Origin of the sequence: Coprothermobacter sp., from assembly GCA_013824685.1 — a bacterium.
Taxonomy (GTDB): Bacteria; Caldisericota; Caldisericia; order Cryosericales; family Cryosericaceae; genus Cryosericum.
Window position 1 is genome coordinate 121,580 of sequence record PNOG01000020.1, and the last position, 20,993, is coordinate 142,572.

The 20,993-nt window shown below is 57.2% G+C and carries 21 protein-coding genes; all 21 read right to left on the reverse strand.

The annotated features are described in order from the left end of the window. Nucleotides 1–34 precede the first annotated feature (34 nt). Nucleotides 35–1,009 (reverse strand): peptide ABC transporter substrate-binding protein, encoded by a 975-nt coding sequence (locus tag C0398_06620; GenBank protein ID MBA4365653.1) that lies wholly within the window; start codon nucleotides 1,007–1,009, stop codon nucleotides 35–37. 19 nt (nucleotides 1,010–1,028) lie between these two features. Continuing rightward, on the reverse strand, nucleotides 1,029–2,015 hold the full coding sequence (locus tag C0398_06625; protein MBA4365654.1) for a peptide ABC transporter ATP-binding protein: 987 nt from the start codon (nucleotides 2,013–2,015) through the stop codon (nucleotides 1,029–1,031). A 9-nt stretch (nucleotides 2,016–2,024) separates the two neighbouring features. Next, nucleotides 2,025–2,927, reverse strand: coding sequence for a peptide ABC transporter permease (locus C0398_06630; GenBank protein MBA4365655.1), 903 nt, complete (start codon nucleotides 2,925–2,927; stop codon nucleotides 2,025–2,027). A 16-nt stretch (nucleotides 2,928–2,943) separates the two neighbouring features. Beyond that, nucleotides 2,944–3,930, reverse strand: coding sequence for a diguanylate cyclase (locus C0398_06635; protein MBA4365656.1), 987 nt, complete (start codon nucleotides 3,928–3,930; stop codon nucleotides 2,944–2,946). Nucleotides 3,931–4,169: 239 nt separating this feature from the next. Beyond that, nucleotides 4,170–4,688 (reverse strand): hypothetical protein, encoded by a 519-nt coding sequence (locus C0398_06640; GenBank protein ID MBA4365657.1) that lies wholly within the window; start codon nucleotides 4,686–4,688, stop codon nucleotides 4,170–4,172. Then, nucleotides 4,678–5,241: a hypothetical protein gene (locus tag C0398_06645; GenBank protein ID MBA4365658.1), complete on the reverse strand. Its 564-nt coding sequence runs from the start codon at nucleotides 5,239–5,241 to the stop codon at nucleotides 4,678–4,680. Before C0398_06645 ends, C0398_06640 begins: the two co-directional genes overlap by 11 nt. A 50-nt stretch (nucleotides 5,242–5,291) precedes the next feature. After that, nucleotides 5,292–6,068, reverse strand: a complete 777-nt coding sequence (locus C0398_06650) for a YggS family pyridoxal phosphate-dependent enzyme (GenBank protein MBA4365659.1) — start codon at nucleotides 6,066–6,068, stop codon at nucleotides 5,292–5,294. After that, a complete protein-coding gene (locus tag C0398_06655) occupies nucleotides 6,005–7,114 on the reverse strand; it encodes a cell division protein FtsZ (protein MBA4365660.1) in 1,110 nt (369 codons plus the stop codon). The genes C0398_06650 and C0398_06655 overlap by 64 nt, the downstream gene beginning before the upstream one ends. Nucleotides 7,115–7,142: 28 nt before the next feature. Then, a complete protein-coding gene (gene ftsA / locus C0398_06660) occupies nucleotides 7,143–8,378 on the reverse strand; it encodes a cell division protein FtsA (GenBank protein ID MBA4365661.1) in 1,236 nt (411 codons plus the stop codon). Then, nucleotides 8,375–8,716: a DUF1290 domain-containing protein gene (locus C0398_06665; protein ID MBA4365662.1), complete on the reverse strand. Its 342-nt coding sequence runs from the start codon at nucleotides 8,714–8,716 to the stop codon at nucleotides 8,375–8,377. The genes ftsA and C0398_06665 overlap by 4 nt, the downstream gene beginning before the upstream one ends. Nucleotides 8,717–8,735: 19 nt before the next feature. Further along, a complete protein-coding gene (locus C0398_06670; GenBank protein ID MBA4365663.1) occupies nucleotides 8,736–9,407 on the reverse strand; it encodes a hypothetical protein in 672 nt (223 codons plus the stop codon). Further along, on the reverse strand, nucleotides 9,404–10,138 hold the full coding sequence (locus tag C0398_06675; protein MBA4365664.1) for a hypothetical protein: 735 nt from the start codon (nucleotides 10,136–10,138) through the stop codon (nucleotides 9,404–9,406). Before C0398_06675 ends, C0398_06670 begins: the two co-directional genes overlap by 4 nt. Next, on the reverse strand, nucleotides 10,135–10,809 hold the full coding sequence (locus tag C0398_06680; GenBank protein ID MBA4365665.1) for a hypothetical protein: 675 nt from the start codon (nucleotides 10,807–10,809) through the stop codon (nucleotides 10,135–10,137). Before C0398_06680 ends, C0398_06675 begins: the two co-directional genes overlap by 4 nt. 39 nt (nucleotides 10,810–10,848) lie before the next feature. Further along, nucleotides 10,849–11,811 (reverse strand): UDP-N-acetylenolpyruvoylglucosamine reductase, encoded by a 963-nt coding sequence (locus C0398_06685; GenBank protein MBA4365666.1) that lies wholly within the window; start codon nucleotides 11,809–11,811, stop codon nucleotides 10,849–10,851. Then, the gene (locus tag C0398_06690) at nucleotides 11,760–13,229 is read right to left on the reverse strand and encodes a hypothetical protein (protein ID MBA4365667.1); all 1,470 of its coding nucleotides are present in this window, start codon (nucleotides 13,227–13,229) and stop codon (nucleotides 11,760–11,762) included. Before C0398_06690 ends, C0398_06685 begins: the two co-directional genes overlap by 52 nt. Beyond that, nucleotides 13,222–14,289, reverse strand: a complete 1,068-nt coding sequence (locus tag C0398_06695; GenBank protein MBA4365668.1) for a hypothetical protein — start codon at nucleotides 14,287–14,289, stop codon at nucleotides 13,222–13,224. The genes C0398_06690 and C0398_06695 overlap by 8 nt, the downstream gene beginning before the upstream one ends. Continuing rightward, nucleotides 14,289–15,419 carry a hypothetical protein gene (locus C0398_06700; protein ID MBA4365669.1) on the reverse strand — a complete coding sequence of 377 codons (1,131 nt, stop codon included), beginning with the start codon at nucleotides 15,417–15,419 and terminating at the stop codon, nucleotides 14,289–14,291. Before C0398_06700 ends, C0398_06695 begins: the two co-directional genes overlap by 1 nt. Then, complete coding sequence (gene murD, locus C0398_06705) at nucleotides 15,374–16,753, reverse strand: UDP-N-acetylmuramoyl-L-alanine--D-glutamate ligase (protein MBA4365670.1); 1,380 nt, start codon at nucleotides 16,751–16,753, stop codon at nucleotides 15,374–15,376. Before murD ends, C0398_06700 begins: the two co-directional genes overlap by 46 nt. Before the next feature lie 3 nt (nucleotides 16,754–16,756). Further along, nucleotides 16,757–17,737 (reverse strand): phospho-N-acetylmuramoyl-pentapeptide-transferase, encoded by a 981-nt coding sequence (mraY, locus tag C0398_06710; protein ID MBA4365671.1) that lies wholly within the window; start codon nucleotides 17,735–17,737, stop codon nucleotides 16,757–16,759. Further along, complete coding sequence (locus tag C0398_06715) at nucleotides 17,734–19,290, reverse strand: UDP-N-acetylmuramoyl-L-alanyl-D-glutamate--2,6-diaminopimelate ligase (protein ID MBA4365672.1); 1,557 nt, start codon at nucleotides 19,288–19,290, stop codon at nucleotides 17,734–17,736. Before C0398_06715 ends, mraY begins: the two co-directional genes overlap by 4 nt. Beyond that, the gene (locus C0398_06720; GenBank protein ID MBA4365673.1) at nucleotides 19,287–20,993 is read right to left on the reverse strand and encodes a hypothetical protein; all 1,707 of its coding nucleotides are present in this window, start codon (nucleotides 20,991–20,993) and stop codon (nucleotides 19,287–19,289) included. Before C0398_06720 ends, C0398_06715 begins: the two co-directional genes overlap by 4 nt.

A 20,993-nucleotide genomic window follows, 5' to 3' on the forward strand; every position in this document is an offset into this window, starting at 1 on the left:
CAGGCGGCCCAGCACGTCTGCGCGTCTGTCGCCCTTACTTCTGAGTCAGTAGGTGACAAGCCACTGTATGCCCCGGAACAGCCTCAATGACCAGAGGCTCCTGCTCTTTGCAGATGGGCATCGCATAGGGACACCGCGTGCGGAAGTGGCAGCCGGACGGAGGGTTCACCGGTGACGGGACGTCACCTTGGAGAATGATGCGTTCGCGCTTCACTTCGGGGTCAGGCACCGGCACTGCCGAGAGAAGCGCCTGCGTATATGGGTGAAGCGGGTGGTCGAACAGTTCGTCGTTGTCGGCGGTCTCTACGATCTTGCCAAGATACATGACTGCCACACGGTCAGACATGTGGCGCACAACAGCAAGGTCGTGAGCAATGAAGAGGTACGTGAGGCTCAGCCTCTGCTGCAGCTCCTGGAGCAAGTTGATGATCTGCGACTGAATTGACACATCCAAGGCCGAGATCGGCTCATCCAGAACCAGCAGTTCTGGATTGATGATAAGCGCGCGGGCAACCCCAATACGCTGACGCTGACCACCGGAGAACTCATGAGGATAGCGCTTCTCGTATTCGGGGCGCAAGCCCACAGTCTCCATCATAGTGGCGACAGCTTGTTTTCGCTCCTTGCGGGTGCCGATGCCATGCACATCCAGAGGTTCCTGAATGATGTCGCCCACAGGCATGCGTGGGTTGAGTGAACCATACGGGTCCTGGAACATGATCTGCATGTTCCGACGAAGGGGCCGCATCTGGTTCGGAGTAAGGTGGGTGATGTCCTTCCCTTTGTAGATGATCTTCCCGCCGGTGGGCTGCAACAGCTTCAACATGGTGCGTCCGGCGGTCGTCTTGCCCGATCCGGATTCTCCGACCAAGCTCAGGGTCTCGCCCTGATCGATGAAGAAACTCACCTCGTCCACTGCCTTGACTGAAGCGACGGTCTTAGCGAAGACTCCTCCCTTGATGGGGAACCACTTCTTGAGTTGCTGGACTTCTACGAGTCTGGTTGCCATGGTCATTTCTCCTCTCTGCCTACGACTCGATGGGATGGAAGCAGCGCACGAGATGACCGGGAGTAAGCTCAAGAATCTCCGGCTCTTCCTCTCTGCACTTCTCCGTGGCGAATGGGCAGCGCGGGTTGAAACGGCAACCCTTGGGCATATGGTATGGGGAGGGCACCATGCCCTCGATGGCGGGCAACGGTTCGTTGGTCTTCTTCTCCGTGAATTTCGGTATGGACTGCAGCAGGCCGTACGTGTACGGATGACGCGGAGACTTGAAGATCTCTCTAGCAGACGCGCTCTCGACAATCTTGCCGGCATAGGCAATGGAGATGGTCTCTGCCATTTCCGCGACGACTGCAAGGTTGTGGGTGATGATAAGAATGGCCATACCCAGCTTCTTCTGAAGTCCGCGCATCAGGTCCAGAATCTGTGCCTGGATCGTGACATCAAGTGCCGTCGTGGCTTCGTCAGAGATCAGCAGGTCAGGGTTCGAGGACAGTGCCATGGCGATCATGACCCTCTGACGCATGCCGCCGCTCATCTCATGAGGGTACTGGCTGAAGCGCCGTTCGGGCTCGGGAATGCCGACCAGATGAAGCATCTCGATGGTACGCTTCTTCGCCTCGGCGTCATCGATCTTCTGATGCAGGGTAATAGCTTCACTGATCTGATTACCAATCGTGTAGACGGGATTGAGCGACGTCATGGGTTCCTGGAAGATCATGGAGATCTTGTCACCGCGTATCATGCGCATCTCTTCTTCATTCTTCTTGAGAAGATCTTCCCCATGGAAGAAGATCTCGCCTCCGATAATCTTGCCGGGAGGATTAGGAATGAGGCGCAAGATCGACAGAGCTGTAACGGATTTTCCGCAACCAGACTCGCCCACCAGGCCTACAACCTCTCCCCGGTGGATGGTCAGGTCAATACCATCCACGGCCGGAACAACACCATCCTCCGTGTAGAAGAACGTGCGTAGATTCTTGATGTCGACAAGTATTTCTCGGTTGTCCACGGAACCCCCCTACAGTTTCAGTTTCGGATCGATGGCATCGCGAAGTCCATCTCCGAAGAAGTTGAATCCAAGAACAGTCATGAAGATAGCCAGACCGGGGTAGATGATCAGTCGGGGCGAATTCCAGATGAATTGCTGAGCGTTCTGCAGCATGTTTCCCCAACTCGCAAAGGGCGCCTGAACACCAAATCCCAGGAAGCTGATGGAGGCTTCATAGATGATGGCCCCGCCGATTCCGATTGTCGTGGATACGATGAGGACTGCCAGTGTATTGGGAAACAGGTGCCGCCACATGATCCTGTTGGCGCTGGCGCCAATCGCATGGGCCGCCTCAATGTACTCCTGCTCCTTGAGCGAGAGAACGAGACCGCGCACGAGCCGTGCATCTACCATCCAGCCAAAGACGACGATGACCAGGATGATTTGCCCGATGCCCTTCCCCATGACACTCGCCAGTGCAATGAGCAGCGGGAACGTCGGGATCGACAGCATCGCGTCGGTGAACCTCATAAGGACGTCGTCCGCCCATCCACCATAGTAGCCCGCAACAAGCCCAACAAGGGCTCCGACGAGTGCCGCGGTGAGCGCAGAAACGAAGCCGATGAACAGCGAGATGCGCCCTCCGAAAAACATGCGAGCCAGCACATCGCGGCCATAGTCATCAGTGCCCAGCGGATGGGCACGCGATGGCACGTTGAACATGCCTTCGAGACCCTCGATCTGCTCGTTGGGATCAGCACGCCACACCAGCGGCCCCACGAACACGAACAACAGCATCACGATCAGCATGAATGCGCCGACCATGGCCAGCTTGTGGCGTGTCAGGCGGTGGAGTACCATGCCAACGTACGTGTAGTCGTCAGACGACTTGCTCTGTCCTTTCTTCTTTGCTTCTATAGCCTTCTCAGTCATAGTCGCACCCTCCCAGCTAGCTGTACTTGATGCGTGGATCTACCCACGCATACACGATATCTGCCACCAGGTTGAAGACGATGACAAGGATGCTGATGAGCATAAGGCCAATCATGGCCGTAGGATAGTCGCTCTTGATTTCTGCTGCAATGATGAGCCTTCCCATCCCTGGGATATTGAAGATGGTCTCGGTGATGGCGGCTCCACCGACAATGCCCGGAAGTGACAGGGCAACCAGTGTCACAATGGGGATCATGGCGTTGCGCAGCGCATGCTTGTTGATCACTGAATGCTCAGGCGCACCCTTGGCACGGGCGGTCCTGATGTAGTCCTGACGGATGACCTCGAGCATGGAGGACCGCATATAGCGCGCCCAGCCACCCACCGAAGAGAACGCCAGAACAAAGACGGGCATCAAGAGATACTGCGCCCGGTCCCCAAGCTTTGCCCAGAATGGAGCCTCTTCCAGTCCCGGCGTGATGATCCCGCCCGCAGGCAGCAGGGGCATCCCGTTCGGTCGTTTCAGGACGACGCTGAACAGCATCATCATCAGCAGTCCAAACCAGAACGTCGGCATGGACATGCCCAGGAAGCTGATGACTGTGACGATGTAGTCCGTCATGGAGTACTGCTTGACAGCAGACATGATGCCGATTGGAAGAGCAATGGCAAGAGACACCAGGAATGTGATCCCCATGACCCGCACGGTCACGGGTAACGCTCTGGCGATGATGTCACGTGCCAGGGAGCCAGGGTACAGGAGAGAGGGGCCCCAGTCCCCGCGGACGACGCCGCTGAACCACTTGAAGAACCTCAGGTACCACGGAAGGTCGAACCCCCAGGCTTTGATGAGACGCTGGATGTCGGACTTCTTGATTCGCGGGTTCTCGATCAGAGCCGCGAATGGGTTTGGCACGAGGGAAAAGATGCCAAACGACACGATCATCACGATCAGGATGAGCGGGATCATGCCAAGAACACGCCGGATTATGTAATCTCTCATGTTGGCGAAGACTCCTTTCGGCAGTCTCCCACGCTTCTCTGTGAAGGTGTGGGAGCCGATGAATCGAATCTACAGGTCCTCAGACTCCGTAGTCGCGGTGTCGAGCAGCTATGTGGGCAACTGCAAGAAACAAGGGCATAACTCTCTTCATCGCATACTCCTTCCTGGAATAAATGCAGAACATGCAAAACTCCATTCGCGTACTTTTCGGTAAGACGCACCTCCTCCGATATGACCGTCTATCTGCAGGCTGCAGCTCTGTATCCAGAGCCAGCATCAGACAAACCCAGGCAGGACAGCCGCCCAACTTCGCTGTCCGCCGAGCCGACCAGGTACTTACCCATCGCGACGTTATACCACGGTCGGCTGAGAGTGTCAATTGAACGACCTTCGTGATCTGCGGGCATGGGCTCCAGGAACAACGCAGCGCAGAATGCCGCCGCAGCCAATCCAGCTTCAAGAATTGGGCTCATGAACCGCGACCAAGCCGCTACGGCTTTTCTGGGACCAGGATCGTGGTCAGGCGTCAGACGCTGGACTTCCCTGGCTGTCACAAGACACATGCGTTGCTCGAATTCCTTCCCTTCGGCGACCTCCAACGGCATGACGAACGTGGCCAAATCGATGACCGCCATTGTGTCATGGGAAAGCCATCTCGCATGCACGCCCTCGAACAGGTCGCGGTCGCCCCGAATGATGTTCTCGACGACCTTGTCCAGCTGATCAGCCTGTTTCAGTTCTGTCTCATCATATGTCATCTGGCTCACCCATCTTCCTCGCAATCATCGTCTTGACCTCGGTCAGCGCCCGGAACAGCAGCACCTTCACATTGCTCTCGCTGAGATCAAGCAGGAACGAGACCTCTCTCACGGACCTGTGTTCAAGGAGTCTCATCCGAACAACCGACCTCCTGGGTTCCTCCAGACGGTCGATTGCCTCGTCTACAAGGGCCTTCGTGTCGGCCGCCTCTGCCAGCTCATATGGATCCTTGAGCAGACCCGTAGAGTGAACGTCCATGAACTCCTGGAACGGAAGCATGGAGTAGCCGGTCTGCTGTCTGTAGTAGTCTGAGAGAGCATTTCGTTCGATCTTGTATACCCAGACATCAAGCGGAATACCTTGATACGTGAAACTCTTGATAGACGAGACTACTCTGCTTATCGTGTCTTCGGCAATGTCCTCGGCAGTAGCCCTGCTCTTGACATGCCTCAGGGCATACGCCAGCATGCGAGGAACAAAGCGCTCGACAAACCGGCGCCATGTCTCTTCATCCGCCTGCTGCAATCCTCGTACGAACTCCTCTTCATCCACGTCGATTGCCGCGCTTCCTCACTCGCATAATCGTGACTGCAAGCAATTGGTTACACCTGGAAAGGTGAACGGGGTCCAAAAATGCCCGTACCAACACGTATCATGTTCGAACCATGTTCGATTGCCAGTTCGAAGTCGTCAGAAGTCCCCATGGACAGCAACCTGACACGTGATGAACCAAGGTCGCTGGCAAGATCGTGAAACAGCACACTGACAGACTCATATAGTATCGCCCGTACCTGCATTGTTGCTTGAACAGGGACGACTGCCATCAGCCCAGAGACCTCGTGCAGCCAGGGAGTGCCGGCGGCGGCAAGCTCACGGATCTGGGGCACGGTCAACCCGCCCTTTTGCGTTTCATCACCGGCATTCACCTCCAGCAGGAACGTGCACGCCCTCTGTACACCACGATCCTGGATACCGTGCAGACGCTCGAGGATGTCTGGGTTTGCCGAATCGACCGTATCGAATACGCGGAGGATGGCGTTGTACTTGTTCGACTGGAGTCGACCGATGTACCGGACAGTCACCCTGTGACTCTCGCGCAGGGCGAAGACGTCCTTGCGCATGGCTTCCTGAAGGTAGTTCTCACCGATTTCGGTCGCCCCTGCATCAATGGCTTCCAGGATCCGGGGAAGAGGCTGCGTCTTCGTCACGCAGACAATATGCGGTTCGCCGGGCTGACCAGCCGCCCGGCGATACGACAAACAGGCTCGCTCGCGGACGTCCGCGAGACAGTCAGCTATCGAGCCCACATTCGGCGCTAGAAGCCGCGAGGCGGCCCCTTGCGCAGTATGGCGGGGAGCTCGACTTCCTCGACCTTGAATTCCTTGAGAATCTTCTTCTCCTGTTCAACTTCGGCCTTCTGAGGATGCATCCCGGACGCCACCACCGTGATACGAATCTCATCGTTGGCCTCGCCAGACTCACCCAGTACTTCGTCGAAAGGATCGGCCAGACCGAAGATGATCTTGGAATCCTTTGATGCGCTCGACTGGATGGCCGTCGAGATGATATCCATCTCTTCCATGGAAATCTCGTGGCCAATGACGTTGTAGATGAGTCCGGTGGCACCCTGCATCGAATACTCGAGAAGCTCGTAGTTGGTGGCGGCTCTGATGGCCTTTGCCGCACGTTCGTCGCCCTTGCCGGTTCCCATGCCTATCCAGATGCTGCCGTCTGTTCCGCTGGGAACCTCTCCAGAAGGAGTCGATGCCAGGACGTTCTTGAGATCGGCAAAATCGAGGTTGATGATGCCGGGTGTCCGGATGAGCTCGGTAATGCCCTGGACCGCCTTCTTCAGGACCTCGTCCGCTTTGCGGAATGCATTGTTGATGGTAATCTTCCCTTCCTCCAGCTTGAACAGTCGCTGGTTTGGGATGACGACCAATCCATCAACACTGTCACGAAGCTCCTTGATGCCATCCGATGCGACCTTGGATCGCTGTGGGCCCTCAAAGTTAAACGGCTTGGTGACAATTGCAATGGTGAGGATGCCCAGTTCGCGAGCCACTTTCGCCAGGACGGGAGAACCGCCCGTACCCGTGCCTCCACCCATGCCAGCAGTTATAAACAGGAGAGAAGAGCCGGTAATTGCTTCTTTGAGCATCTCTCTGCTCTCTTCTGCTGCTTTTCTCCCGACCTCAGGGTCAGCGCCCGCACCCATCCCTCGAGCAACTTTTGCCCCAATCTGAATCTTGCTTTCTGCCCGACTGTATCGCAGAACCTGCGTGTCGGTGTTGACGCTCACGAAATCGACGCCGGAAGGAAAATCCCCCACCATCCGGTTGACGGCATTGCCACCTCCACCGCCCACGCCGATGACCCTGATGCTTACATTTGAGCTTCCCCAGGGATCCAGTCGATCATCCATAGTGGATTTCCCTCCCCGTCAGTATGTCTTAGTCGAACAGGTCAAGGCCCTTGAACAGGCCACTCAAGCCCTTGAACGCGCGCTTCTTCTTCTGGATTGCGGCACCATCGCTGTGGATGCCGAGTTCGAGCAACCCGATTGATGTCGAGAAGCTGGGATTCTTAAACGAGCTGAACACAACGTCATCAACTGTCGGCTGTCCCATGCGGGCTCGCAGTCCGCTGATCTCAGAGAACTTGTCCGTGATGTGAGACACCATGGCCGTCCCTCCAGTCAAGACGAGGCCGGCCGGAAGCATGTTGTTGTAGCCGGAGTGCACCAGTTCCAGCTTCACAGCCTCAGCTATTTCCTCAATGCGAGATGTCACGACATCACTGATATATGACTTCGTTGTTGCAAGAACACCATCACCCGATGCTGTCGAGTAGCTCACCTGGCTGTCCTGAAAGTCCTTTCCTCTGCCCGCATCCACCGAACCGTAGGCCACCTTGAGCTCTTCAGCAACGTTCAAGCTTGTCTTCAGCATCATGGCAAGATCCATCGTCACATGGCGGCCACCTATGGGCAGAACGGCAACATAGCTGAGACTGCCTCCTGTGAAGACGGCCAAATCCGTCGTGTCTCCTCCGATGTCCACACAGGCGACGCCGATTTCCTTCTCTTCTGATGAGAGGACGGCATTAGCTGACGCCAGGCCTTCGAGCACAAGTCTGTCCACTTTGAGGCCAGATTCTGTCACACAACGACGAAGATTGTCCAGAATCGTCGACTGTCCGGTGACGATGAACGCCTCGAACTCAAGACGAATCCCTGACATTCTCAACGGGTCTTTGATGCCTTCCTGACCATCCACGAGGTACTGCCGGGGGATCACGTGGATGATCTCCTGATTTGGCCCCAGCAGGACAGCTTTAGCAGACTCCCACACGCGATCCACATCGTCCTTCTGTATTTCGCGTCCCGGCCGGGATATTGCAACAAGGCCGCGGTTCACCAATCCAGTGATATGAGTACCGCCGACGTTCACGATGACCGACGAGACGGAGTAGCTGCTCATCCGTTCAGCCTCGTTGCGCGCGGTCTGGATGGCCTGGGTCACGCCTTCCATGTCGACGACCACGCCACGCTTCAGGCTGCTGCAGGGAGCCGTACCGACCCCGAGAATGGCGTCGAGGCTATCTCCTGTCGCCGAAGCTATCAACATCTTCACACGGGTGCTTCCAATATCGAGTACGCTGACGATTCTTTCCTGGCCAGCCATCATGCCTCCTTCTTCAAGAGAACGCGCCGGATGATTGCGATATTCTGGTACATTCTGCTTCCAAACACAACGACTGCGGCGAGGTAAAGATCGATGCCCAGCTGGTCACCAAGATACCCCAGGAGCGCTGCAACAAGACTGTTGATCAAGAAACCCGAAAAGAATACTGTCGCGTCGAAGGTGTCCTTCAGATAGCCTTTGATGCCGCCGAGGATGGAATCCATGCCAGCCAGAAGGGCCAACCCTACGTATTTGGAATAAACGGCGGGGATGTGCACGGGGCGAAAGATCCCGACAATGATACCGAGTACGAGTCCGCACACTGTTACGAAGCCAACCATAGATATCCGTTTTCCTCCCCTAGTCGCTGATTCTAAGCGGGTTGACTTTTTGAACTATAGCACCAATGCGCCTCAGGTTCAACAAGTCGAGTACGCCTCCGGGAATCTGCAGTCCCTTGAACATGTTCTCTGTGTCGCCGATCGCGTCGACGACCAGCGGCATCTGCGTCACCTTTCTGTCCACGCGAACGTTGAGGCCCGCCCTGTATACGGAACTCGAGTCGGTCAGGCGTATCCCATTCAGCGATATCACTTCGGCTCCCGATGCCCAGAGATCATTCAGAAGAAGGAGCAGGTCCTCATCGGCCAGCATGGATGGCGAAGCTCCTGATGATTGCTCTCGTATCGTGATCCGGATGCCAGGACCCGCGAGCGGGATGGCCCCGGTTCTCTGTTTCAACACGGTGGCCTCCTGCTGCAACTGGCGCACTTGCGCGGCCGTGTCATCAGAAGAACGAAGGTACTGCATGACTTTCTGCGACACGTCCGTCTCCTCGACGAGGAGGTCCTGTTTGCGCTGCTGGAGATCCCTGATGACACGAATTAGGTCCTTCGGGTCCTGGCTCTGATAGGTCTGCTTCATCTCACGGACGACGCGTGCCTGTCCGGGGAGGAAGAACCCGACGAAGAAACTGATAAGAGAGAAGATCAGCATGGTCGACTGCCAAGGCACCCGCCCAGTCCTCTTCATTTCGCACCCACTGCATACTTGAACGCAGCATTGTTCAGCGACGCCGGGACAGTCACAGACGTTTTCTTCTCAAGTGAGCACGTGATCTTGAACTGGTCGCGGTACATCTCCAGCACCCGGAAAAAGACGTCTTGAGAAATGCTGTCGGCGAGCATCTCGGGGTTCCCCAGTGCAGTGATAACGTAGGGCGGCGACATCCTGCTCGAATTCACGAGAATAATGGGTCCAGCACAAACGATAGGGCTGTTTCCAAGAACGCGCTGGTCGTTGACGGCAATGGCCGTGGCGCCGTATCTCCGCATAAGATTCACGATGCTGCGGAGGTAACCGTCGTGGATGACGAAGTAGTTCGGATCATCGGAGAGTGTCGGGGTACGGGAACTATCACTCAATGTCACGACGACACCGGGACCCGTCGCCTCGGCAAGTCCCGCTTTTCCTCTCAGCTCTCGCAGCTGCTGCGTTAGAACGCGCACCTCGTCGCTCGTGGCAGCACCCTTGCTCTCAAGCTCTCCCAGCTGTCCCCGAAGATCGACAATCCGCCGAGCGGCACCCTCATTCTCCTTTTCGAGTCCCTTCATGATTTCGACCAGCTCAACATTCTGGGCAGGAACGACGTAGGCCTTGTTCACGGTGGGCTCGAACTGGACAGCCAGAAGGTATCCGAATCCGGCAACCATGACAAACAGCGCGGCGAGGAAAACGCCCCCGCTTCTTCCACGCGTGATCATGGGGACCCCAAGATGACGGCCTGACCGTCGAACCGGAGGTCGATGGTTGCTTTCTCCCCCTTGAACGCAGGCATGTCAAGGACCGCAATCCCTCGTTCGATCTTTGAGGCACCGTTCGCGCTGTCACCAAGAATCAGCGTCTTCCCGTCTTTCAAGCGTACGGCAAGTCCCGTCGATGAGGACAGCGACATGCCAAGGATGGCCAGCTCGTCCCGATGCTGCATCAACTGGCAGCACAGCGGCGCATACTCGAGTGAGGTCAAAAGAAAAGCCGGAGACACAGATGGGAAACCGCTTACGTCAACCACATTCCAGGACTTCGATGCCTCCGTAACGGCGTAGGCTGTCCCGGTCTGCAGGAACACGGCAGCCAACTTGCTCCCTTGTCTGATCACCACGTCGGGGTCAGCTATGTCCACACCGATAGTGACATTCCAAGGTCGCTGCCGCTGGATCGTCACGTCAGAAACGGGGAGTCCCTTTAGCCTGTCAACGACCGAAGCCCTGTTGAGGAGCATGAGAAGACCCTGAGACCGACTATGCCAGACCTGGTCCACGACAGGAGCTTCCCAAGAGTCCGCCTGGACGCTTACACGAGCGGCTGGTACGGTGAACCAGTAGACCAGCACTACCACCAAAGCGACCAGACCCATGCGCCACAGTAGCTTCATGTACGGAGGAACTTCTCCTTGATACCCACGCACTGCCTCCTAGGAGAAGTCACCGAGCAGCCTGATCTCGGGCGACAGGCGCACGTTGAAGCGAGCGTAGACTCTCTGTACGACAATGTCCATAAGGCCCGCGACATCAAGCGCGGTCGCCCCTCCCAAATTGACGATGAAGTTTGCATGCTTGGCCGAAACCTGCGCCTGCCCTACCTGGAGACCCTTGCACCCGGCTTCCTCTATCAACTTGCCGGCATAGGTCGTCGGAGGATTCGTGAAGATACTGCCAGCATTCGGATGTTCCCACGATTGCTTGGCATGCTTCTCGGATCGGATACGTGCAGCTGTCGACCGGATTGTTGCTCCGTCACCAGCCTCGAGGTCAAATGCAGCGCCCAGGATGATGGCTCCGCTCTCCTGAAACTCGCTATAACGGTAGTCAAAATCGACCTCTTCATGCTTCTTCACGACATACTCGAGGTTGCGATCAAGAACTTCTACATAGGCCAGATGAGTGCTTATGGCCTGAGAGAACGAACCTGCATTCATGTAGACGGCCCCTCCAACAGTACCGGGTATACTCGTAAGATACTCCAGTCCGGACAGATCCTGATGCATGGCAAAATCCAGCAGGGAGGAAAGTGGCATCGGGGCACGAGCAAGCACCAGTCCTTTCTCCATCACTGGCTGAAGCGAGGTCTCCATGAGCCTTACGACCAGACCCTCAACACCACGATCGGAGACAAGAACATTCGTTCCATTGCCGAGAACCGTCGTCGGCACCTTGAGAGCTCTGGCGGCACGCAGTGCACAGATCAGGTCCTCCTCACCACATGGCGTGTAGAGGTACTCGGCCGGACCGCCGATGTGAAACGACGTGTAGAGCGAGAGAGACTCCTTCGTCAGGACCCGTTGCTCGACGCGACGTCTGAACCTGTCTATGACCGAATCCACCATCAGTCGTTCTCCTGCTTGATGCATCCCTCGAGGGACGCAACAATTTGACATTGTACCGGATTGGCGCTCGTCAGCAAGCCACAAAACCTCAGACCGAGCTTATTCACATCCCCGGGACCCATGAATAGTATCACGTCGCCCGGGGTGGCCGACACTCGCAAGACGTCGAGCATCTGGTCCACGGGCATCCGGGGCGCCAATGAGTCACCGACTGCTGACTTTACACTCTCTCGAAGCCGCACGTTCAGGTCTTCCGGACACTCTACCGTCTCTCCAGCCGGGAAGATGTCGAGCAGCACGGTCCGCGAGACTCCAGCCAGTGCCGGTCCATACTCCCCGAGGCACATGCTCACACGGGAGAAACGGTGCGGCTGGAGCACGAGGGTAAGTGGGCTTCCGGGATACCGTACCGAGAGGGCCTGCAGGGTCGCTCTGATCTCCGTGGGGTGATCGGCATGGTCTGTGAGGACGACCATTCCGTCGTGCTCTGCCAGGAGCTGCATTCGCCGCTCCATTCCGGGGAAACCTTCCAGAGCACGGAGTGTGTCTGCAAGTGTGGCCCCGACTTCCTCGCACGCCAGGCAAGCGGCAACCGCGTTGAGGTAACTCTTCTCGTCTCCTCGTTCCATTGCAAATGGTTGTTCCAGGCCTTCTCTCGCAACCGTTGCAGTGTTGGTGCGGAAATTGTAGCCGACCTGCACCTGATTTGACGCCTCCTGACCGTACAGGACACGCCGTGGCAGAGCCTGCACGATCCTGGCTACTTCTCTGTCGTCGCCACAGCCAACAATCAGCCCGCCTCGCTCAGTGCACTGCTGGGCAAACCTGGTGAATGCACCAACAAGGTTGCAGAACTTGCCTCCATAAGCCCCCAGGTGGTCGTTGTCGATGTTCGTTATGACAGCTACGTCTGGATGGAACTTCAGGAACGAACCGTCCGATTCATCAGTCTCCAGGACCATGATCGGGCGTCCCTGAATCTGCTTTCGCTCGGCACCTTCAGAGGGAAAGGCTCCATCAAATCCTGCAATATGGCCTCCCACACAAATGGTCGGAGCAAAGCCCTGTCTTGCCAATGCGTATCCAATCATTCCTGACGTCGTGGTTTTGCCGTGCGTGCCTGAAACAGCTATCAGGAAATAGCGTGATGCGACGGTGGACAAGACGTCTGTTCGATGGAGGATGCTCGTTCCGACCCCCGTTGCCGCCAGGAGCACGGCGTTGTCCGGAAGAATTGCGGACGACCGTACAACAACTTCATCATGACGAAGTGCGCCGGCTGCCTCGGCTTCGGACATCACCCGTATACCCAGCGAGACCAACCGTCCGGCCTCGGGGCCGCCAGTCAAAATGTCCGAACCCCGCACATCCATTCCGATACTGCGCAGCAACACGGCCAGTGAGCTCATCCCTGCACCACAGATGCCGACAAGAAAAAACGGTGTTCCAGGTTGCAGGATCTCAGGCATGTGAGCACTCCTCCTCGATGGTGCGCACGATGGCCTCTGCAGCGTCACTCCCAAAAACGCTGGAAGCAGGAAGCGCCGGGCCTGTTTTGTCGCCAAGCGCTTTCTCCAGGATGGACAGGTACACGTCGAACTGCAGTGATTGCTGCTCAATGCGAATGCCGAGGCCGAGGTTCTCGAGATACGTCGCGTTCTTGGACTGATGCCGGCCAACCGCGAACGGATAGGGAATGACGATGGCATAAATGCCTCCGACAGCAAGCTCCGTAAGCGCGAGTGCCCCGCCTCTCGTCACCGCTACACGAGTCTGCTCATAGAGCCGCTCCATATGCTCCTCATAGGAGACGACGACAGGATTGACGTGCCGCAGAGACAACCCCTCCACAACGTCACGAATTCTCGCATAGTCTTCAGGTCCAGTCACCACGGTGACTGGAACTTCGCGGCCCCTGGTGTCCAGTTCCTGGATTGTCCGCAGGAACAGTTCGTTGACAAAACTGGCTCCGCCACTACCCCCGACAAACAGCAGCCCGCGGCGAAGGGATCTCCTGGACCGGCTCTCCGTCAGTGCGGCGTAGACCTTGCGTCGCAGAGGGTTTCCCGTAACGGTGAACCGTGGACCGGAGACTCCTTCGACCGGAAACCCTAGGAACACGTGACGCGCACGGCGCGAGAACAGTCGATTCGCCCTCCCCATGACAGTATTCTGTTCCAGAAGGTACACGGGAATCCCGCTCAGCTGCGCGGCGACGATTCCTGGCACCGATACGTATCCGCCGGTACCGATGAAGGCATCCGCATGGGCGTCCTTCATGACACGGCGGGCAGCATTCACTCCGCCTCGCGTCGCACGTGCAAGGCGCCAAAGCGATCTGGGGGTATACAGAAGGGGGGCAGAACAGACGGTTCTGACGTCAAGTCCCTGAGAAAGGAAAACGCGTTGTTCCATACTGTCGGATCGCGCCAGCATGGTGACGGTTCCCCTGTCCGACAAACGCTCAGCAATTGCGACTGCGGGGTAGATATGCCCCCCTGTTCCTCCTCCAGCGATGATGAAGTGCATCAGACAGCCTCCGGACTTCGGGAAATGGCTCCCGCGATGCCAAGCGCGGCCATCTCGAAGACGATGTGATTACCTCCCTGGCTGAAGAAAGGCAGTGGTACTCCTGTCGTAGGAAGCAGTCCAACAACGACACCGATGTTGACGAACGCCTGCACGGCGAGGAATACTCCGAGCCCCATGACATAGACTCGGGCAAACGGCTCAGAGGACCTCGAGGCAATTTTGAACAGGTCGAAGACGATCCAGAGAAAAATGCCGAGCACAATGGTCACGCCGACAAGCCCGAACTCCTCCGAGAATATGGCGAAGACAAAATCGTTCTCCTGGGCCGGGAAGTGGACGAATTTCTGGACGCTCCGCATGAAACCCCTTCCCGTCACTCCACCCCTCGCGACCGCAAACATGGAGTTCACCAGTTGATAAGCGACGTCTTTGGCCTTGTCGGCCGACAGTGGGTTGATGAACGAGGTCATTCTGACTTTCCATGAGTCTTTCACGTTCACTGCAATCAGGGCCACCACGCCCAAGGCAGCTGTTTGGCTGATCCAGTAGCCGAACGGAGCACCAACGCCCAGCAGGATAGCGATGGAGGACCCGGCGATAACAAAGGCGGTTCCGAAATCGGGTTCCAAGGCCACCAGGACCGTGAACCCCAGCGCGAACAGCAGAAATGTGCGGTAGAATCGACGGTCATACTGGTTCAGGTACTTGCCGCTGAAGAGCTTGGCGGCGAGAAGAGGCACCACCAGAATAGCTCCCTGAGATGGCTGCAAGCCAATCGAACCCGTTCCGATCCACCGACTGGAACCGTTGACACTCCTGCCGATGGCGGGAATGAGAACAGCGATCAGCAAAGCTCCTAAGGCATACGTCAGAAATCCCGAGATGTCTGCCCAGCGCATGTACTTGAACCGCGAGCAGAACCAGTAGGCGAAGATGCCGACACCGACGATAATCGCTTGCTTGACGACACTCGGAGTAACGGCCACCAATTGACCTCGCGCAGCGCTGAGACTGACGGTGATACTGTAGTTCTGCAGTACCCCCAGGCAGAGCAGTATGGCGACGAGAACCAGTATGCGCCTCACTGCGTGACAGCACCCAGGCGACCGCGCACTATCTCCTTGAATCGGTCGCCACGCTGCTCAAAATCCCTGAACATGTCGAAACTGGCACAAGCGGGAGACAGAAGGAGCGTACCGCCTGCAGAAAGAAGTCGCACTCCACTGCTGACAGCGTCCTCAAGCGATTCGACGCGGACAACCGTCTTCATGCCGGCCTTGCACAGCGCATCCTCGATAGCCGGGCCGGTCGCGCCCATCACGATTGCCGACACCAGGTTCTTGTCTTGAACCAGATGTCGTGCCATCTTGTCGAATGAGACGCCCTTTGAACTGCCGCCCAGAATGACTGCATATGGTCCAGTCATGGCATCAGCAGCCGTCATGACCGATTCCGGAGTCGTCGCCTTGGAATCGTTGACGAACGTCACGCCGCCCGCTGTTCCGATGTACTCCAGTCGGTGAGGCAGCCCGTTGAAGCCCGTCACAGCCCTGCGGATGGCATCTGGGGAGATACCATACAGAAAAGCCGCCAGAGCTGCGCTCATGGCATTCACCACATTGTGCCGCCCCTGGATGTGCAGATCCGTCTCCCTGAACAACTCCACTGTGCGTGTCGCGTCTTTGAAAACGATAACGCCATCGATAACATGCGCGCCGGAGAACGCACCGTCGCCCAGTCCGAAATAGAATATGGAAGCGCTCAGCATTGGGCCAAGCGCTCTCAGCGCGGGATCATCCCAGTTGAGCACGACAGCGTCCTCTGCCGTCATGTTCTCGAACAAGCGCTTCTTCGTGGCGAAATAGCGTTCCATGGTACCGTAGCGATCAAGATGGTTCGGCACCAGGTTCGAGAAAACGGCCACTCTGGGATGGAACGTATGAACTGTCTCGAGCTGGAAGCAGCTGACCTCAAGAACCGCCGGCCCTGCCATCGGATGTTCTACCAGGAGCTGTGACACTGGAGTGCCCAGGTTGCCCCCCGTCACGGCATTGGGATACTCCTGAGCTACGATTTCTCCAAGAAGAGCCGTAGTCGTGCTCTTGCCATTGCTGCCAGTCACCGCAAGCACTGACAGACCGGCATACGCAGCAATCTCCGTCTCACCGACGATGAGTTTGCCCATCTGCACGGCGGCGAGGATAATGGGGGCCTCGAGTGGAACACCAGGCGAGACGACAACAATGTCGTAGGCGGCCATGATGTTCGCAGTGTTTTCTCCAAATTCAAAGGGAACTCCCGCCAGTTGCAGCAGCCGTACGGCATGCTCGAACTCCTCGTCGGCGCTTCGCTGCTTGAATTCCGATACGAAAACGTCCACTCCGTGATCATGCAGGTACAGGGCCGCGTACAATCCACTTGGCAATGCTCCGACGACGAAGGCAGAATTGAACGGGATCACTGGTTATCTCCACGTCATCGTCAGTGCCCCGGCAATGACGAACAGGATGCTCACGACAAAGAACCGGTCGGCAATTGTTGGCTCGGCCCACCCGAGCTTCTCGAAATGATGGTGTATCGGAGCCATAAGGAATACTCTCTTTCTGCGACCAGAGGCCTTGAAGACAGCTACCTGGATCATCACGCTTGTCGCCTCTCCCAGGAACAGTCCTCCCAGCAGGATCGACGAAACCTGGTTCCCGGAGGCAAACGCCCAGGCGACGAAGATGGAACCAAGCGCAAGCGATCCCGTATCCCCCATGAACACTGATGCCTTTGTGCCGTTGAACCACAGAAACGAGATGACGAATGCAACAGCTGCCAAGGGGAGTATGCCGGCCAGTCCTGACGGATGCAGCAGCGATGCTGCTCCAGCCACAGCAAATGCGGGAAGACTCGTCTTGGCGAGCAGTCCATCAAGGCCGTCCGTCAAGTTGAACGCATTCACCATGCCGACCGCGTATAGCATGGCAACGACGTAGAACGCCCAGCCGGCAAGCAGGACTCCCCCACTCGCCAGGCGAAGCGTCGGAACAATCGATGGATACGCCAGATAGAAAAAGAGTCCAGCCGCCACGGTCTGGATCAGAAGTTTCTGGTAGCCAAGCAGTCCGTCATTTCTGTGCTTGAGCTCCTTGGTCCAGTCGTCCAGAAAACCCAACAGGAGATTGACGGCCACAAAGACGAGTGTAGCGACGTCAAGCCCTGTCAAGTCTCTTCGCCCCGTCATGAAGAGATGGGCGGCCACGGCTCCGACAATGTTGAGAACCAGCATCAGGCCGCCTCCGGTAGGCGTACCCGCCTTGGACTTGTGAGAAGCAGGTCCCTCGTCCCGTATCAACTGGGTAAACCGTGTCCTGCGAAGCCACACAATAAGGAGCGGGAAAAGAGCCAGATCAACAAGGGCAAGGAGGAGAACCAGCAACATAGCAGACCTTGCGGTCATCGCTGTCTCTCCTGCGGCCACAGACCATCAGTACCACCGACATAGCCGTGATCGCGCAACGCGACGCGCACCTCTTCCCGATCATCGAAGACAACATCCTCGTGCGCATAGTACATGACCGTCTCATGCCCACGACCGAGAACCAGGACCATGTCGCCCGGCCTGGCCGCAGCAACGGCACTACGAATTGCCTGCCTTCTGTCTTCGATGACTGTGAAATGGTCGGTCCTGAACCCGTTCTCAATGTCGTGAACGGCAATCGACGCGTCCTCATGACGAGGGTCCTCGACGGTCACGAACGACCAGCGGCAGGCCTCCTCTGCGAGGCGGGCCATGATCGGCCGTTTCTCGCGATCGTCCGCGCCGACAGAGCCAAACACGGCCAGCAGGTCTCCCTGCACCGTCGACCTCACAGCGCCGAACAGTGCCGAGAACTCCTCTGGGGTATGGGCGTAGTCCACGACAACCTCGAACGGCTGTCCACAGTCAATGCGCTCATAGCGCCCAGGGATATACAGCCGGTCAGCAAGAGATTGCACGGCCTTGCTCAGGTCGCGGGTCGGTTCAAGGGCATGGACTGAGCTGATCGCCGCCAGACAGTTGGACGCCTGGAACGCCGGGCCGATCGAAAGCTCCACGTCGAACGTAGCCCCATCGCGGGCAAAGACCTGAAACGTAGTTCTTCCCATGGTAGACACGACGTGGTCACCACGCAGGTCAGCCTCTCGCTCCAGGGAAAACGTCGTGACCCGTGAGCACCCGGCTGCGTCCCTGAACGCAGCGAACGAAGGGTCGTCAGCGTTGAGAACGGCCACAGAGCCTTCATCGAGCGACGTGAACAGGCGCAGCTTGGCTGCCAGATACGCTTCCATGGTGCCATGATATCCCATGTGATCCTGTGAAAAATTCGTGAAAACCCCACAATCAAAGCGCATGCCATGGACTCTGCCAAACGCGAGCGCGAACGAGGAAACCTCGAGCACCGCAACCTGTGCCCCCTGGCGGACCGCATGGTCCAGATACCAGTTGAGCGCAAAAGCTTCGGGCGTTGTGGCGGGAAGAGCGTCCGGAGGAAAGAACTCGCCGTCGGGCATGACATATCCTGTGGTCCCAATCATGACGGACGCAATGTCAAGTCCCTGCAGAAGACGGCGAATCAGGTATGCTGTGCTCGTCTTTCCACTCGTTCCAGTAATGCCGATCATCTTCATGCGACGAGCAGGGAAGTCGAAAATGGCCTGCGAGATGAGACTGAGGAACTCACGGCAACTTGCGACGACGACGACCGGCACGTCCTGGACCTCGGGATGCTCAGTCTCAGCGACGACACAGACCGCCCCAGCGCACAGAGCGCTGGCGATGTAGGATGCTCCGTTCAGCCTGGTTCCTGAGACGGCAACGAACATGGCTCCCGGCCCGCACTCGCGCGAATCAGGCGTGACCAGACTGATCAATGCCCCCTGTCCCAGCGAGGAACGCGTGGGATCCCAGGAAGCTGGGGGAAGCATATGAAGGAGCTCAGCAAGCTCCCGTTCTTCGACGACGAATTTCATGGTTTCAACCTCAGATACTGTATCAGCTGCAGCGCAATCTTCTTGAAGGTCGGCCCCGCCACACGAAATGATGTGTGTTCTCCTTGCCGGGTCTCATGGACGCTGAGGAACACGACGACCCTGGGGTCATTCGCCGTCAGGATTCCAGCAAAGCTGTAGACGTACGACCCATCCTTCAGATAGCCTCCCCCAGGGGCGGCGATCTGGGCAGTGCCGGTCTTTCCGGCAACTTCGTAGCCGGGAATGTAGGCACTGAAAACGCCGACATCTTTCTGCACGACTCCGTGGAGGCCCTCAAGAACGGCCTTGGCCGTCTCCGGCTTGAACAACTGGCCGACGACTCCAGGGACGTCTGTCCGCTGACTCGCCCCTGAAGCGTCGACGATGTGATCGACCACGTAGGGTCGCTGCATGAGCCCTCCATTGGCTATCGCGGCATAGAAGTTCGCCATCTGGATTGCCGTCACCGCCACTCCTTGGCCAAATCCCATCGTAGGAAGCGTCGTGTTTGACCACAGAGACATCGGAAGCAGGATACCAGACTCCTCTCCAGGCAGATCGATGCCCGTCGGTTTGCCAAAACCGTACCGGCTTACGCAGTCGTAGAAGAGCTTGGCGCCTATCTTCATACTCAACTGGCAAAACGCCACGTTAGAGGAATGCTGCAGCATTGCATAGAGGTTCATGGTCCCATATGGATAGAGATCGTGAACGACCGTGTCGAAGACTTTGAGACTACCGCCGCTGTAGAACGTGCTTTGCAGTGTAATTGTGCCCGTCTCGAGACCGGCAACCGATGTCACCGCCTTGAATACGGAACCGGGCTCATAGTTGGCACTGATTGCCTTCTCCGCAAGAGAGCTCATCGAGGCGTCCTGCCAGTGTTCGGGGTCTACGCCTGGCACATCGACCATCGCAAGGACCGCATCAGTCTGTGGATCCAAAATCGTGCAAGTAGCCCGCTTGCCATCGTACGTCTTGAGAGTGTCCATGAGAGCCTGCTGCGCGAAATACTGGATGTTCGAGTCGATCGTCAGCACGACGTTCTTACCTGGTACAGCCTCGAGAACCTCCTCTGTGACGGCGGGCTCCCCGGGGTTCGACCCAGAGACCCTGTAGGTATGCCATCCGTCCGTACCTCCAAGTTCCTTGTCGTATTGAAACTCGATCCCCGACAGACCCTGGTTGTCCGAGCCCGTGATCCCGACTACGGAAGACATCAGCGCTCCCAGCGGATAGACCCGGCGATAGCCCTTGTCCAGCACGATTCCTGGTACATCGAGTCGGCGCAGAGCCTCGTACTCCACAACGCCTACCTGTTTCTTCACGTAAATGAAGCTTGATGACGCGCTGGCTATCTTCTTCTCCAGCTGCGCCACCGATTCCTTGAGGACGGGGGCGATGCTGGCCGCGGTCAGGTGAGGGTTGTTGACTTCCTTCATGTACAGGCCCAGGGACCACGTCGCCACATCCTGCGCCAGTACGCGCCCTGTCGAATCCTGGATCATTCCCCGCTTTGCCTTGATAGGAATGGAGTCGGTCTCAAGCTGCTGGTTAGCCTTGTTTACGAGCATGGTGCGGGCCACTACTTGCAGATAGACGAACCGTGACTCAATTCCTAGCACTACAATCAGAAAAACCGTGAAAATGAGGACGAGACGTCGTCTGAACATGTCATTGAAAGACGCGACGCCTCTCTTCAT